The organism is Streptomyces viridifaciens (assembly GCF_001888885.2).
Taxonomy (GTDB): Bacteria; Actinomycetota; Actinomycetes; order Streptomycetales; family Streptomycetaceae; genus Kitasatospora; species Kitasatospora aureofaciens.
In genome coordinates this window covers 976979-991913 of the sequence record NZ_CP090840.1, presented here as the reverse complement: position 1 = coordinate 991913, position 14935 = coordinate 976979, and the positions used below count along the sequence as shown (strand labels likewise).

13 protein-coding genes and 3 pseudogenes are annotated in these 14935 nt (G+C 71.7%); 7 read left to right on the top strand and 9 right to left on the bottom strand.

The window, feature by feature from the left end:
• Positions 1 to 138 precede the first annotated feature (138 nt).
• Positions 139 to 260 (top strand): annotated as a pseudogene (locus tag BOQ63_RS04595) (helix-turn-helix transcriptional regulator); the annotation flags it as partial.
• Between the two features lie 6 nt (positions 261 to 266).
• On the opposite strand, the gene BOQ63_RS04590 reads toward BOQ63_RS04595, so the two are convergent.
• Positions 267 to 716 (bottom strand): hypothetical protein, encoded by a 450-nt coding sequence (locus BOQ63_RS04590; protein WP_072653452.1) that lies wholly within the window; start codon positions 714 to 716, stop codon positions 267 to 269.
• Positions 717 to 752: 36 nt separating this feature from the next.
• Entirely contained in the window at positions 753 to 1604 is an 852-nt protein-coding gene (locus BOQ63_RS04585) for a class I SAM-dependent methyltransferase (RefSeq protein ID WP_030556159.1), read from the bottom strand.
• 344 nt (positions 1605 to 1948) lie between these two features.
• Between BOQ63_RS04585 and BOQ63_RS04580 the strand changes: the two genes are divergently transcribed.
• Positions 1949 to 2614, top strand: a complete 666-nt coding sequence (locus BOQ63_RS04580; RefSeq protein WP_072653451.1) for a hypothetical protein — start codon at positions 1949 to 1951, stop codon at positions 2612 to 2614.
• On the opposite strand, the gene BOQ63_RS04575 is transcribed toward BOQ63_RS04580, so the two are convergent.
• A complete protein-coding gene (locus BOQ63_RS04575; RefSeq protein ID WP_030556153.1) occupies positions 2599 to 3228 on the bottom strand; it encodes a DUF4360 domain-containing protein in 630 nt (209 codons plus the stop codon). The two genes, BOQ63_RS04580 and BOQ63_RS04575, sit on opposite strands and share 16 nt — an antisense overlap.
• A 190-nt stretch (positions 3229 to 3418) precedes the next feature.
• Positions 3419 to 4471, bottom strand: a complete 1053-nt coding sequence (locus BOQ63_RS04570; RefSeq protein WP_072653450.1) for an Lrp/AsnC family transcriptional regulator — start codon at positions 4469 to 4471, stop codon at positions 3419 to 3421.
• A 181-nt stretch (positions 4472 to 4652) separates the two neighbouring features.
• Here BOQ63_RS04570 and BOQ63_RS04565 point away from each other — a divergent pair, with 181 nt between their 5' ends.
• From BOQ63_RS04565 to BOQ63_RS04550, 4 genes and pseudogenes are all read left to right on the top strand, one after another.
• Positions 4653 to 5369: an SDR family NAD(P)-dependent oxidoreductase gene (locus tag BOQ63_RS04565; protein ID WP_072653449.1), complete on the top strand. Its 717-nt coding sequence runs from the start codon at positions 4653 to 4655 to the stop codon at positions 5367 to 5369.
• A 28-nt stretch (positions 5370 to 5397) separates the two neighbouring features.
• A pseudogene (locus BOQ63_RS04560) lies at positions 5398 to 5553 on the top strand (trypsin-like serine protease); the annotation flags it as partial.
• Positions 5554 to 5684: 131 nt separating this feature from the next.
• Positions 5685 to 6512 carry an FAD binding domain-containing protein gene (locus BOQ63_RS04555; protein ID WP_030556150.1) on the top strand — a complete coding sequence of 276 codons (828 nt, stop codon included), beginning with the start codon at positions 5685 to 5687 and terminating at the stop codon, positions 6510 to 6512.
• Positions 6509 to 9226, top strand: a complete 2718-nt coding sequence (locus BOQ63_RS04550; RefSeq protein ID WP_072653448.1) for a molybdopterin-dependent oxidoreductase — start codon at positions 6509 to 6511, stop codon at positions 9224 to 9226. Before BOQ63_RS04555 ends, BOQ63_RS04550 begins: the two co-directional genes overlap by 4 nt.
• Positions 9227 to 9315: 89 nt before the next feature.
• Here BOQ63_RS04550 and BOQ63_RS04545 read toward each other — a convergent pair whose 3' ends face one another.
• The gene (locus BOQ63_RS04545; RefSeq protein WP_072653447.1) at positions 9316 to 10155 is read right to left on the bottom strand and encodes a class I SAM-dependent methyltransferase; all 840 of its coding nucleotides are present in this window, start codon (positions 10153 to 10155) and stop codon (positions 9316 to 9318) included.
• Positions 10156 to 10229: 74 nt separating this feature from the next.
• Here BOQ63_RS04545 and BOQ63_RS04540 point away from each other — a divergent pair, with 74 nt between their 5' ends.
• On the top strand, positions 10230 to 10850 hold the full coding sequence (locus tag BOQ63_RS04540) for a TetR/AcrR family transcriptional regulator (RefSeq protein ID WP_030556145.1): 621 nt from the start codon (positions 10230 to 10232) through the stop codon (positions 10848 to 10850).
• Positions 10851 to 10854: 4 nt separating this feature from the next.
• On the opposite strand, the gene BOQ63_RS04535 is transcribed toward BOQ63_RS04540, so the two are convergent.
• The 4 genes and pseudogenes from BOQ63_RS04535 to BOQ63_RS04520 form a co-directional block, all read right to left on the bottom strand.
• Positions 10855 to 11193 carry a hypothetical protein gene (locus tag BOQ63_RS04535; protein ID WP_072653446.1) on the bottom strand — a complete coding sequence of 113 codons (339 nt, stop codon included), beginning with the start codon at positions 11191 to 11193 and terminating at the stop codon, positions 10855 to 10857.
• Positions 11194 to 11328: 135 nt separating this feature from the next.
• Positions 11329 to 12807 carry a purine-cytosine permease family protein gene (locus tag BOQ63_RS04530; protein ID WP_030556141.1) on the bottom strand — a complete coding sequence of 493 codons (1479 nt, stop codon included), beginning with the start codon at positions 12805 to 12807 and terminating at the stop codon, positions 11329 to 11331.
• A 586-nt stretch (positions 12808 to 13393) separates the two neighbouring features.
• Positions 13394 to 13993, bottom strand: a complete 600-nt coding sequence (locus BOQ63_RS04525; RefSeq protein ID WP_072653445.1) for a hypothetical protein — start codon at positions 13991 to 13993, stop codon at positions 13394 to 13396.
• A gap of 661 nt (positions 13994 to 14654) precedes the next feature.
• Positions 14655 to 14798, bottom strand: a pseudogene (locus tag BOQ63_RS04520) (helix-turn-helix domain-containing protein); the annotation flags it as partial.
• Positions 14799 to 14935 lie beyond the last annotated feature (137 nt).

Genomic DNA, 14935 nt, shown 5'->3' with positions numbered 1-14935 from the left:
ACAGCCCCGCGCCGGCGCCAGCTGTGGTCGCTACCGGTGTCCCGCAGGGACTGCTGGAGACCCTCAGCGCGTGTACCTGGCATCGCACGAACCGCGCCCGGCAGTTGACCGCCCAGCCCACTTCAGCCGAGCGCGAGACTGCAGGCGACGGAAGCGCCGTTGAGATCCATCGCCGCCCAGTGGGGTACGCCTCCGAGTCCGCCTTCGCCAACGCGTTCAAGCGCACCCACGGTCTCGCCCCGGGGCATACCGGCGGCTGAGCTGAATCAGCTGCAGGAGCCGTGAGCACCTTCACCCTGTACACAACTGGGCACGTCCGGGTGCACGTCGACAGCGGGCGAAGGCACGCGGCGTGGCAGGGGGAGGTGCCAATCGCCCAGCTCGGCGGTGAGGATCCGGCGAGCCGCGGTCCTCGCCTCACTCCAGATCGCATCGGCAGCCAGCGCATCGGCCCACCGACCGGCACGAGTGCGGGCATCCGGCTCACCGAGCAGCCGGTCGATGGCCCGGAGGTCATGGAGGGCGTCCGGATCGAGAGTTCCCCCCTCGGCCATGCCCTCGGCCAGCCGCAGGACGAACTCGACGTCGTCGGCGACGGCGGCAGTTGTCACTCGGTGCTCGCCGGCCCACGCCAGCTGGTCGGAAGGATCAGCTGCAAGGACGGCCAGCAACCTCGTCATCAAGCGCTGCCAGTGGTCGTTTCCGTCGAGGCTCATGCCAAGAGGGTCGCACTGAGCCGAACCGGAGGGGCGCTACCGGCGGATCGCCGCGATCAGGCCGCCGGGCCGCTCCTCGTGCTGCGGCGGGGTGTTGATCGGGCGGCCGTAGGCGGCGGCGCGTTCGCGCAGGGTGTGGCAGCTGGCTTCCCAGCCGTGGCCGGCCAGCCAGGCCACCGGGTCGTCGGGCATCTCCGAGACCCACATGGAGGCCGCCGATCCCGGTGCGGCGTCCGCACCGAAGCGCTCGATGACACCGCGCGAGCCCAGCGTCAGCCCCATCCGGCTGCCGGTCGCCGACTGCGCGCCGATCCGGGCCAGCAGCAGTTCCACCGCGTCCTGGGGCAGGTAGATCAGCAGCCCTTCGGCGATCCAGACGGTCGGCGCCGACGGGTCGTGGCCAGCGGCGGCCAGGGCGGCCGGCCAGTCCTCGCGCAGGTCGACCGGGACGGTGATCCGCTCGCAGCGTGCGACGGCCCGTTCCTGCTGCAGCACCGAGGCCTTGAAGTCCAGGGGCGCGGCGGTGTCGACCTCGAACAGCCGGGTGCCCTCGGGCCAGTCCATCCGGAAGGCCCGGCTGTCCATGCCGGCGCCGAGCAGGACGACCTGCCGGACCCCGGCCGCGCAGGCCTGCTGCAGCAGGTCGTCGAGGAACTTCGTCCTGATGACGATGGAGAACGACACGGCGAGCCGGCGGCGGCGCGCGGCCTCGTCATCGGGCAGCGGGGGCGAGGCGGGCCACAGCCCGCCGGCGGCGGCGAAGGCCTGTGCCAGCGGGTCGCGGAACAGCGCGTTCTCGCGCTCGGTCTCCAGCGCCCGCACCCTGGCCACCCCCACCGCCGTGGCCCACACTCCCGACGGCTGCACCCGCTCCTGCTCATCAGTCACCGCGCCAGCCTAGGCGACCTTACGCGAGCGGCCCGATGAGGGGATCCGGGTGCCTGAACGCGGCCCTCGACGAGGACTTCACGGCGACGGCGCGGACTTCACGGCGTCGACGCGGACTTCACGGCATGGGCGCGGGTCGGTGGCGCCGACCCGCGCGGTCGCGGCCGCTCCGGGAACGCCCGTTCTCCCGCCCCGCCTCAGGCCGGCCCGCCGAAAGCTGACGCAGGGCCTCCTCTTCCGCAATCACCGGGTTTCGCCATGTCAACTGTGAAACAGTGAAGTTGACATGACGTCAGCCGCATGCGCAACGGCGGCACGCACATGCGCGCGGAGGTGCACGGGCCGTGAACGGCATCAACGACAGCAATCCGTGGCAGTACACCGCCGATCCCCCGCCGCCCCCGCCGTCGCCGCCGACGACGCCCCGCAGCTGGTGGCGGCGCCGGTGGATCCCGGTCGCGGGACTGCTCGCACTCGTCCTCGCCGTCGTCGCGGGCTACCTGGCCTGGCCGTCGCCGGAGCCGGAGATACCCGCCGCACAGCGGGCGCCGTTCTACCGCGCCGTGCAGAGCCTGTTCACCGAACCGGTCGTGAACTACCGCAGCGCCCCCGCCGCAGGAGCGCCCGGCTGGGACCTGAAGGTCACCGGGGACGGCGCGGTCACCGGTGAGGTCCACGAGGCCGGCACCCGGATCCCCGTCCTGGTGGTCGACGGGCGCACGTACGTCAAACCCCCGACGTCCCTGCTCGGCAGCCTGCCCGGGGGCACCTCCGGCGAGTCCTTGGACGGCAAGTGGGTCACGGGCGTGCCGTCACTGTCCCGCCTCGTACCCCAGGGGGTCTCCTCCCCCGCCGACCTGGCCGGCCGGCTGTGGGCAGCGCTGGAGGACTCCGACTTCCCCGCGCCGTCCGACCCGGGCACGCCGGACTCCCGGGCGCTCCCGCATGATCCGTTGACGGCCCGAACGCACCGGCCGGACGCTGCGCCGGGAGGTCACTTGCACCGTTGAAGGGCCACGCGGTACACGGTGCTGATCCTGCCGTCCGTCGAGTCCATCTCCATGAAGCTGGTGGCGCTCGGGCTCGACGTGCCCTGGGCGACCTGCAGTTCGGTGTTGATGTCCAGGCTGCGCTCCTCCCCGCAGGGGGCGAAGACCACGGCGGTGACGGGCACGGTGTCGGTCGTCCGCCAGGTGTTGTCGAACGGGCCCTTGAAGTGGTGGTTCGAGGTGGTGGTACGGGGGTCGCCCTGGAAGTGGTAGCTGGCCCGCTGGGTCGCGGACGCGCCCGGCGCCAGCGACGCGAAGCCGCTGTAGCCCGCGGACACGACCGCGTAGGTGAAGCCGCCGGGGGCGTGCACGTGCAGGCTGAGCCGACAGTCCTTCTGGGCGTCGGCGGGTGACGCCCCGGGCCCGATCTGGGCGAGGTAGTTGCTGTAGGTGACGGTGAAGGCGGTGCCGTCCGGGGACACGGCCGCGGCGGCCGTCCCGGTCGGGCAGCCGGTACCGCTGGCCGTCACGCTGTCGATGACGATCCGGTCCTGCGGCGGGGGCGGACTGCCGGCGAAGGCCGGCGAGCCGAACAGTGACGTGGCGACACCCGTCGCGGCCAGCGCGCGGAGCAGCATGGACTTCCCTTCCATCGTCCACGGATCCGGGACGGGCCGGCGCTCACCGAGCGGGGCCGACTCCTGGATTTCACGTGGGCATCGCACCACACACCCGCCCGCCCGAGCACAGAACGTGACCGAACAGTCACCCGGACGGCCTCCAAGGTGGAGACCCCGTTGCGCCGCGCACGGCGGCAGGGGGCCCTCAGCGGCGCGTGCGGGCGCCGGGCGGCTCGACGAGGCGGTCGCCGAAGAGCCGGGTGCCGGCCTGCTTGACGTGCCTGAGCACGGGTGAGACCTCCATGCTCTGCAGTCCGGTGAGGGAGCCGATGCGGTCCGAGGTGAACTCGAACAGTTCGTCGAGGTCCCGGCAGTGGGCGACGGCGTGGAGGTTCCACGGCCCGGAGAGGGCCGCGGCGAAGGCGATCTCGGGTTCCTGCGCGAGAGCGCGGCCCGCGCTCTTCAGGGCCGACGGGTGCACGCGCAGCCACAGGTTCGCGCGGGCGTGATAGCCCAGGGCCGCTGCGGCGATCTCGACGTCGATGTGGACGGCGCGGCGCCGGAGCAGGGCGTCCAGGCGTCGGGAGACGCGCCCCGGGGTGAGGCCGGAGGCGGCGGCGAGGTCGACGAGACCGGCGCGGCCGTCCGCGGCGAGCGCGGCGAGCAGCTTCTCGTCCTCGGGGGTGAGGCGCAGCGGTTCGCGGGTGACGACCGGGGACTCGGTGAACGGGGGCCCGTCGCTGCCCAGCGCCGCTTCCTCCTCCGGGGTCAGGGTGCCCTGCAGGGCGGACCAGTAGTGGCCGCGACCGCCGAGGAACTGACGGAGCATGGCGAAGGCGTTGAGGTCGATCACCGCGGCCGTACGGGGGAGCCGCTGCCCCAGGAGGTCCTCGCGTTGTTCCCGCGTCCGGGACTGCGTCGCGCAGGTGATCTCGCAGCCAGCCGCGCTCAGGGCCACCCAGTTGACGTCGTCGCGCTCGGCCAGCGCGTCGGCGATCGCCGAGCCGCTGCCGGGGCGGCAGCGCAGTCGCACCAGCCACCTGCTCTGCCCCAGGGCGCCCGGGTTGACCACGCCGGCGACGCGGATGACACCGTCGGCGCGCAGTCGGCGGTAGCGGCGGTTGACGGCGCCCTCGGTCAGGCCGAGGGCGGCGGCGATCGAGGCGAACGACGCCCGTGGGGCGATCTGCAGCGCCCGGATGATTCGCACATCGTCGGGCTGCAGCGCAGCGGATTCCGTCATGAGCACCCTCGACATGGCGGCAATCCTACAAACCGGCGCCCGTGGCTCGCCCGCGGTGCGGTGCGGACGGAACACTCGGCTCGACGCGACGCGACGCGGGTCCACTCGACGTGCCGCTCTCACGTCGGCACGGACGCACCCACGCACGCACCCACCCACGCACGCAGTACGACACCCGAGAAGGAGATGACGCCGGATGTCATCGACCGGTACCGAACAGCACCCCCCGACCGCCCTCGTCGTCGGCGCCTCGCGCGGCCTCGGACACGCGATGGCGGCGGAGTTGCTCGACCGGGGGTGGCACGTCGTCGGCACGGTCCGCGACACCGCCGCCCGGACGCCGCTGCACGACCTCGCGGAGCGCGCCGACGGGCGGCTGACGATCGAGCACCTGGACCTCAACGACCCCGGCTGCCTGCCCCCGCTGCGCGAACGCCTGGCGCACCGCCGGCTCGACGTGCTCTTCGTCAACGCGGGCATCACCAACAACCAGCGGACGCCCATCGGCGCGGTCGCGACGGCCGACTTCGTCGACGTGATGGTCACCAACGCGCTCGGCCCGATGCGCGTCATCGAGGCGCTCGAAGACCTGGTGCCCCCGGCGGGACTCATCGGGGCGATGTCCTCCGGACAGGGCAGCATCACGAACAACACCGCCGGCGGGCGGGAGGTCTACCGGGCGAGCAAGGCCGCCCTGAACATGCTCCTGCGCAGCTTCGCCGCCCGGCAGAGCGGGACGGGGCGCGCCTTCGTCCTCCTGGCGCCGGGCTGGATCCGTACGGACCTGGGCGGCCCGGACGCGCCGTTCACCATCGAGGAGACCGTCCCCCTGCTGGTCGACGTCCTGCTCTCCCGCCTGGGCACCCCCGGCCTGGCGTACCTGGACCGCTTCGGCCGGACCGTCCCCTGGTAGCCGGGTCTGCGGCCCGCCCGGGCCCGATACCGACAGCATCTGCAAGGGCGACTCCGGCGGGCCGCTGGTGGCGAACGGCGTGGCGACCGGCGTCGTGTCGACCGGGAGCGAGTACTGCGACACCCGGTACCCGGTCTCCGTCCTCACCCGCGCCACCCACGTCCCCGCCGCCCGCCTGAACTGAAGCACCCGGGTGAACCGGAACGCCCGGGACGGACGCGGGGGCGTCGGTCGGGTTGGCGGGGCCTGGCCCGTTCTGCCTAGCCTTGGAAGACGTCCGCCGCGCGCCCACCGTCGCGAGGGAGACCGGTTCCCGTGGATCTCAACACCGTCACCGAGGTCGTGCGGCGCCCGCCCGCCCAGCCGGGTTCGCTCTGGCGGGAGGGCGATGCCTGGCTCGCCGGGGGCACCTGGCTGTACTCCGCGGAGCAGCCGGGTACGCGCCGCCTGATCGATCTGACGGCGCTGGGCTGGGCGGCGCTCGTGCCGGGTGGCACGGGCCTGGAGATCGGCGCCACGTGCACGGTCCGTGATCTGTACGCCTTCGTGCCGCCGGCCGACTGGCGTGCGGGCCCGCTCCTCGCACGGAGCTGCGAGGCGTTCCTCTCCTCCTTCAAGGTGTGGAACGCGGCGACCGTCGGCGGCAACGTCTGCCTGTCCCTGCCGGCCGGACCGATGATCACGCTGACCGTCGCCCTCGAGGCGAGGTACGAGCTGTGGGCCCCGGACGGGTCGGCGCGGGTGGTCGACGCGCTCGACTTCGTGACCGGCGACCACCGGAACGTGCTGGCTCCCGGGGAGGTGCTGCGGCGCATCACCGTTCCGGTGGGCGCGCTGAGGAAGCACGCCGCGTACCGCCGCTTCGCGCTGACCCGTCTCGGCCGCTCCACGGTGTTCCTCGTCGGTACCCGGACGCCCGGCAGGGACGACCTGCTGCTCACCGTCACGGCCGGCACCACCCGGCCGGTGCGGCTCGCCTTCGACACCGCGCCCGGCGCCCGCGCCCTGGCCCGGAGCATCGACGCCGTGCCCGGCGACGTCTGGTTCGCGGATCCCAACGGGACGCCCGAGCACCGCCGGCACCTGACGCACCACTTCGCCGAGGAGATCCGCCGCGAACTCATGGCGCGGGGCCCGGCATGACCTACGTCGTGAACGGCAGGCGGTTCGAGGACGAGCCGGCCCCCGGCCAGTGCCTGCGCACCTTCCTGCGCTCGCTCGGCCACCACGGCGTCAAGAAGGGCTGCGACACGGGCGACTGCGGCGCGTGCACGGTGTGGCTGGACGGCGCCCCGGTCCACAGCTGCATCACCCCCGCGTTCCGCGCCCAGGACCGTGCGGTGACGACGATCGAGGGCCTCGGAGCGCCCGGCGACCTGCATCCCGTGCAGCGGCGCTTCCGCGACGCCCCGGGGTTCCAGTGCGGCTTCTGCACCCCGGGGATGATCATGACGTCGGCGGCGCTCACCGAGGCCCAGCGGGAGGACCTGCCGCGGGCGTTGAAGGGCAACCTGTGCCGTTGCACCGGATACCGGGCGATCGAGGACGCCGTCAAGGGCGTCGCCGGCGTCGAGGCCGCCGCGCCGGGAAGGGTCGTGGGGACGAGCGTCGGCGCGCCCGCCGCGGAGGAGGTGGTCACCGGCCGCGCCGAGTTCACCATGGACACCTCCTTCGACGGCATGCTGCACCTCAAGGTGCTGCACTCGCCGCACGCGCACGCCCGGATCGTCTCGGTCGACCGCAGCGCCGCGCTCGCGGTCCCCGGCGTGCGGCGCGTCTACAGCTGGCAGGACGTACCGCGCAGGCGTTTCAGCACGGCGCTGCACAACGACCACCTGGTCGATCCGGACGACACCCGCATCCTCGACGACACGGTCCGCTTCGTCGGCCAGCGGGTCGTCGCGGTCCTGGCCGACACCCCGGCGGCGGCCGAGGAGGGCTGCCGGCGGGTCTCCGTCGAGTACGAGGTGCTGCCGGCCGTCCTCGACCCCGTGGAGGCGATGGCCGAGGGAGCCCCGCGGCTGCACGGCGCGGACGTCACCTTCGCCCACGACCCCGGACGCAACGTCCTGCTGGAACTCCACACCCACATCGGCGACGTCGAAGCGGGCTTCGCCGAGGCCGACGTCGTCCACGAGGGCACGTACTCCTCGCCGCGCGTGCAACACGCGCACCTCGAGACCCACGGGTCGATCGCGTGGCTCGAGGACGGCCGCCTGAACGTCCGTACCAGTACGCAGTCGCCGTCGATCGCGAGGCTCAAGCTCGCCCACCTGTTCGCGCTGCGCCCGGAGCAGCTGCGGGTGTTCTGCAAGCGCGTGGGCGGCGCCTTCGGCGGCAAGCAGGAGCTGCTCTCGGAGGACCTGGCCGCCCTCGCGGCCCTGGACACCGGACGGCCCGTCTGCTTCGAGTACACCCGCGAGGAGGAGTTCACCACGGCCCCGACCAGGCACCCGATGACGCTGACGGTCAGGCTCGGCGCCAAGGCCGACGGAACGCTGACGGCCCTGCAGGTCCGCAACGTGTCGAACACGGGCGCCTACGGCAACCACGGCGGCGAGACGCTGTACACGGGCGGCGCCGCCGTCATGATCTACCGCTGCCCCAACAAGAAGTACGACGCCTACGCGGTCTACACGAACACCCTCCCGAGCGGTGCGCTGCGCGGCTACGGCACGACGCAGCCGGTGTTCGCCGTGGAGTCGGCGATGGACGAACTCGCCCGTGCGCTGCACCTCGATCCGCTGGAGCTGAGACGGCGCAACATCGTACGGCCGGGAGAGCCGCTGGTCGCCCTGCACGACGGGCCCGACGACGTGCAGTTCGCCGAGGACGGTCTCGCCGCGTGCATCGACCGCGTGGAGGAGGCCCTGGCCCGTACGGCCGGCCGGCCCTCCCCCGGCCCGGAATGGCTCGTCGGGGTCGGCGTGGCGAGCTCCCTGCACGAGACCGCGCCCACGACCGAGCACCGCTCGGAGGCCCGGCTCACCCTCGGCGACGACCTCCGGTACGAACTGGCCGTGGGGACGGCCGAGTTCGGCGAGGGTACCTCCACCGCCCACGTCCAGATCGCGGCCGAGCGGCTGGGCACCACGCCGTCGCGGATCCGGCTGGTGCAGTCCGACACCGACCGCACCGGGTTCGACACCGGCGCCTTCGCGAGCACGGGCCTCTTCGTGGCGGGCAACGCGGTGCTCCGGGCGGCCGACGCCGTACGCGACCGGATCCTGGAGTTCGCCGCCGCCCGCACGGGCGTCCAGGTCGCGCTGTGTTCGATGGACGACGACGGGGTCCTGTGCGGCGACCGGCGCGTGCCGCTGGCCGAGCTCGTCGCCCTCGCCCGGGCGCGCGGGATCCGCTTCGCCGCCGCCCGCAAGGCCTACGGCTCCCCGCGCAGCGTCCTCTCCAACACCCAGGGGTTCCGCGTCGCCGTCCACCCGGTGACGGGTGAGATCCGCGTCCTCCACAGCGTCCAGGCGACCGACGCCGGCACCGTCGTCAATCCCGCCCAGGTCCGGGGACAGGTGGAGGGCGGTGTCGCCCAGGGAATCGGCTTCGCACTCACCGAGAACCACCGGATCGACGAGCACGGCGTCATGGTCAACCCGAACCTCCGCGACTACCGCATCCCCACCTACGCCGACGTCCCCCGCACCGACGTGCTCCTGGTGGAGTCGACGGACTCCCTCGGGCCCCTGCGGTCGAAGGGAATGGCGGAGTGCTGCATCAACCCGGTGGCCCCGGCCCTGGCCAACGCCGTCCACGACGCCACGGGCGTCCGCTTCCGCGCCCTGCCGCTGACCCCGGAACGGATCTACCGCAGGCTCAACGACAGCCGGCCGGCACCGGAACGCTGAACACCTCGACGCGCCCGGCGACCCGACGCGCCCGGCGCTCCGTCGGATGCCCCCACGGATGAGCGAGTCTGGCGTGCGACCGGCCGGGGTCAGGGGGCGGCGGTGCGGGTGGCGGTGGTGGCGAGGGTGGTGTAGTGCATCGTGAAGCGGCCGCCGAGGGTGTCGATGGCGTGGCCGACCGCGGCCAGGATTTCGGTCAGTTGGTCGGGGTGGAGGCGGGTGAGGGCGCCGGTGGTGGGGAGGAGGTCCAGCCACTGGTCGCGGGTGTAGGGGCGGTCCCAGTCGTATCGCCACTGTTCGGGGGCGCTGAACCGGCCGGTCTCCCGGATCGTGTCGGCGATCTTCGCGTACCCCGCCTGGTAGGTCTCCAGCGGGCGTCGGGCGGGCTGGCTGCTGAACGGGGATTCGGGGGCCACCCGCCGGAAGGCCGCGGCGAAGGGTTCGGCCACTTCGGCGGGCGGCTCGAACACGTGGCCGAAGATCGCCAGGCGTCCGTTCGGCCGCAGGACGCGGGCCGCCTTCGCGGCGCCGACGGCCGGATCCACCCAGTGCCACGACTGGGCGGCGATGACCGTGTCGAAGGTCCGGCCCGCCGGGTCCCAGGCTTCGAAGGTCGCCACCTCGACCGGCAGGCCGCGGGCCCGGGCGGGGTCGGCCATCCGGACGTCCGGGTCGAGGCCGAGGACGGTGCAGCCGGCGGCCTGGAACTGGCGGGCCGCGATGCCGGTGCCACAGCCGATGTCGAGCACCTCGGGTCCCGGGCTTCCGGCGACGGTGCGCGCCACGAGGTCGTCGGGGTAACGGGGCCGGGCCTGGTCGTAGCGGTGGGCGTCGGCGCCGAAGGATTCGGCCGTCCGGCGGGCCTCATGCGCCTGGGAGGGCTGGTGGGGCTCCGGCGGCTCAGGGCGTTCCCGCGGTAAAGTGGGCATGCGTTCACTTTAGTGGGCAATCGCCCACCTGCCAAGGGGCGCACCAGGAGCCAGACCCACGAGAGGATCCGTCCGTGCCAACCGGGGTGCACCTTCGCGACGCTCGCCAGCAGCTCTTCGACGCCGCCGAACGCGTGCTGCTGCGGGACGGCCCCAACGGGCTGACCAGCCGGGCCGTCACCGACGAGGCGGGCTGCGCCAAGGGCGTCCTGCACCGGCACTTCGCCGACTTCGACGCCTTCCTCACCGAGCTGGTGCTCGACCGGGCCGCACAGCTCGACGCGCAGGCGCGGGCACTGCGCGAGACCGCCGGCACCGGCACCGTGGCCGACAACCTCACCGATGCGCTGACCGCCCTGTTCGGGCCGGTCCCGGTGGCGATCATCCCGCTCATCACCTTCCGGGACGAGCTGCGCACGCGGCTGCGCCGGGCCACGCCGGGAGGCGGCATCGCGGTCCTCTCCCAGGTCGCGACTGCCGTCTCCGCCTACCTGTCCGACGAGCGCGCGACGGGCCGGATCGCCGCCGACGCCGACATCGACTCCCTCACGCTCTCCCTGGTCGGGGGCGGCCACCTGCTGTTCGCGGACCGCGACCCGGGCCCGCCGACCACGGAGACCGTCAACAAGCTGGTGACGGCGGTGCTCGCCGACGTCGTACAGCGACGGCCGGGCCCGGGAACGGAACGGGGCTGAGGGCTCATGCGAGAACGACCGCCAGGCCGGCGCTGAGGCCGCAGAGGGCCGAGAAGGCGCAGAGGACGAAGCGGGCGATCGTCCAGCGGCGGATCCGGGGCATCGGCCACGAGGCCGCGGCGAGCAGCAGCTGGGCGTAGCCGAGGCCGAGGGCGAGGTGCCGGCGGGCTTCCTGGTGCCCGTGGTCGCACCCGCCGTGCAGGGCGCAGTAGCCGAACAGGCCGTTCCCGACGATGACGACCAGCAGAGCCGCCCAGCAGAGCGGGATCAGCAGGGCGGCGGCCGTCGGGTAGTGCCACCACTTCGGGTCGGGAGTGTCCAGGGCGTTCTTCGCTGTGCTCACGTCCCCATTGCACCGGCGCGGACGGCCTCCCCGCCTGAGTACCGGCACTCAGAGCCGGACGCCAAAGCGCCCGGTCCTCCGCTCGGCTGAGCGGAGGACCGGGCGCTTCCTGCGACGGACGTCAGGTCGAGCGGGTCAGACGGTGACCCGTTCGGCCTGCTTCGCCTCGGCGTCGGCGGCGTCGGCGTCGGCGGCCCGGGTGTTCTCCCGGGGCGTCGGGAGGACGGCCATGATGACGGCGGAGATCACGATGGTCGCCGCCCAGGCGAGCCCGTACTTGCCGACGGGGGTGCCGGAGAGCGGGCCGGAGAACCAGTCGCACTTGGTGAAGGCGAGCCCGATCAGCAGCGCCAGGACCCAGGAGACCATGGCCTGCCAGCAGAAGCCGCCCGCGTACCAGTACCGGCTGCCCTTGCTGGTGTCCATCAGCGCGACGGCGTCGTAGCGCACCGCCCGCGTCCGGCGGCGGAACATGTCCACCGCGTAGACGCCGATCCAGGCCGAGAAGGAGACGGCGAGCAGGATCAGGAAGGTGATGAAGGAGCCGAGGAAGCTCTTGGCGACCAGCATCAGCATCAGGCCGCCGACCAGCGAGATCACGGCGTTGATGCTGACGGCCATGGCGCGCGGCAGCTTGACGCCCATGGTCTGCGCGGTGAAGCCGGCCGAGTACATGGAGAGGCTGTTGATCAGCAGCATGCCCACGATCGCGGTCAGCAGGTAGGGCACGGCCAGCCAGGTCGGCAGCAGGTCACCGAGGAAGGAGACCGGGTCGGCGGCCTGGGCCAGTCCGGGCGAGGCCACCGCCATCACGGCACCCATCAGCACCATCGGCACCATGACCAGGCCGGCGCCGGAGACCGTCACGCCGACGATCTTGCGGCCGGAGGCGGCGTGCGGAAGGTAGCGGGCGAAGTCCGGGCCGGTGGGGACCCAGCTGATGCCGCCGGCGGCGATGGTGCCGATGCCGGCGATCATCATCGCGGTGGTGCCAGCGGGCTTGGAGAAGACCTCGCTCCAGTGCATGGTCGCGACCAGGTAGCCCAGCACCAGGACGCTGAAGATGCCGAAGAGGTACGTCGACCAGGTGTTGCAGACGTTCAGCGCCTTGCGGCCCATGCCGGACACCAGAAAGGTGCAGGCGACGAAGGCGAAGAGCGTGATCACGATCAGCGCGGTGTTGCTCTTGATGCCGAAGAGCAGGTCGAGGACGGTCAGCACGGCGTAGGCGCCGGTGACCGCGTTGATCGTCTCCCAGCCGAAGCGGGCGATCCAGAGGATCGCGCCGGGGAAGAGGTTCCCCCGCACCCCGAAGGTGGCCCGCGAGAGGGTCGCGCCCGGCGCCCCGCCCCACTTGCCGGAGACCGACAGCACCCCGACCAGGCCGAACGAGACGAGCGCGGCGCACGCCGCGACGATCAGGACCTGCCAGAAGTTCAGCTGGTTGAACACCACCAGGGCGGCACCCATGGTGAGCAGCAGGACGCTGATGTTCGCCGCGACCCAGGTCGGGAAGAGCTCGCGGACTCTGCCCCGGCGCTCGTGGTCGGGGACGGGTTCGATACCGCGCGTCTCTATCGCGCCGTCGGTGACGGCGCTGGACGTGTTGTCCATGAGGGTGGCTCCGTGCGTGTGAAGCGGGAGATAATTCGGGCAAATGACATATATATGGAACTCTTCGCGCGTAGCGCGGGAGTTGAGTCATCCTACTTTGTTCAAGATGTGTCCTGATTGATGCGGTTGTCCTATGGGCGGCCGGGACCTTTCGCTGTATGGCCGAGGCGCGTCGGCATGGGGGAAGGGCAGGCCGGGGACGGTTGCGACCTTCAGTCGCCGGATCTCGTCGCGGCCGTGGGCGGTGGCGCGGGTACGGGCCATGAGCGGGATGTCCCGCCAGGGCAGCTGCTTCAGCTGCGTGTGGAGGGTCGGGTGGTTGGCCTCGACCAGGGCGAACGCTCACGCCTTGGCCACCGAAGGCCGGCCCACGCCGAAATCCGGGCCGTCCAGTAAGCCTGGGCCCGAGCAGGCATCGACCACGCGGCATGATCACACCACGCCCATCAGAACCGCGGAAGTCGAGCGATGAGCTTGCCGTCAAAAAACGTCACGGGGCCGGTCGCCTACCTGCTTCCCGTCGAACGCAGCCTCACTCCGGCCACCGTCCTGCACCGCCTCACCCACCGCCACTGACCCTGTGTGCTCACGCCTTGGCCGGCCGGTCGTGGCTCGACTTCCGCTCCAGCTTCCGCTGCTTCGTCCCCTCGATCTCCTGGACGTCCCAGGGGCCGGAGACGACCGGTGGGGCCTCGCCGGAGATCACGGAGGCCAGGGGCAGGCCGTTCTCGTCGTAGACGGTGGCGACGTCGGTCAGCTGCCAGAAGAGGTTGAGTTCGGGGTGCTTGCTGAGGTTCAGGTAGGTGGTGGAGACGAAGGTGGTCGTCTGGGTGGACACGGTGAGCTGCTGGGTGGTGGTGGAGGACTCGCTCAGGGAGGCGGAGACGGAGGCGCTGAACGGGCCCCATCCGGCGCTGGCACTCACGCCGACGGACGCGTTGGTGGTCTCGGATTCCGAGCTGCTTTCCTGCATGCCCTGGGTGACGCTGTAGTTGACGGTCCTGGTCTCGCCGGGCGCGAGGCTGTAGGACTCTCCCGTCGAGTGCCAGAACTGTTCGCGGGTGACGGCCACGCCGAGCCCGACCTGCTCGTTCGTTCCCGTGTTCACCGGGGTGCGGGACGTGGTGCCGTGCTGGACGAGACCGGTGGCCACCAGGACGCTGGGGCCGTCCTGCGGGATGAGCATGTCGGCGGCGGGCTCGGGGATCGGTCCGATGTCGTTGGGGTCCAGCAGGTCGGCCCCGGAGAAGGTGAGGGTGCTCTTCCCCCGCGGGTTCTGCAGGACGGCGGCGAAGGCACCGGAGTCCCGCCTATGGGCTCGACGTGGCTTTCGCGGGAGTGATGACCGGTTTCCACGGAGGGCGCGTCAAATCTGTCAATTCACTACTGAAGGTTCTTAGGCCGACATATATTTGTCTGTTCAGGGACACCATACGCATCGGCCCCGTAACTCGCAGGCCCGAGGACGGGGATTCTGGTGCGATGCTCGTCGCGCTGGGCAGCCACGGGGGCCTGGGACTGGGTACGCTCATCGCCGACAACGCCGACCCATGCTATTTCTCGAGGATCCCCACTGCCAATCCAGGAAGCGGCTTGCTGCAACAGCCGGAGCACCCTCCCGGCCCGTTTTGACGGTGCGGCCCGGGAGCTGCCTGCGGCAGGTAAGGTGCGGCTGTGGATGAACGGCTTGTAGAGCAGGTACAACAATTGGACTGCGTTTTCAGATTTCCGCTACTCCGCAGGGGGAGAGCTGTACTGCGCAAGGACTTCGTCGACTGTGGACTTCTCCAACAGGAGAAACTCCCAGGGGCCGGTATTCACATCGAATTCCTTGCCGAAGCCAACCATTCCCAGCGCTGAACAAGCCGCTTGCTCGCTTCGTTGGGCTCCCCTTGTTCCGTTCCCGCCGCGCGCAGGCGCTTCGCAAACTCGTCCTGGCTCAGGCGCAGGCGAAGGCGCACGGCCCGCGGAGTCTCGTTCGGCGTCGTCATGGCTCCAAGGCACGTCCAAACGTCGTCCAATGGCATGGAAATGACGTCTTGTCAGGAAGCCTGAGAGACGCCTTCCCGCCGTCGCAACGGCTCGGGCGGACAGGACACGATCAGGGGGTCAGTAATCGGAGCAACGC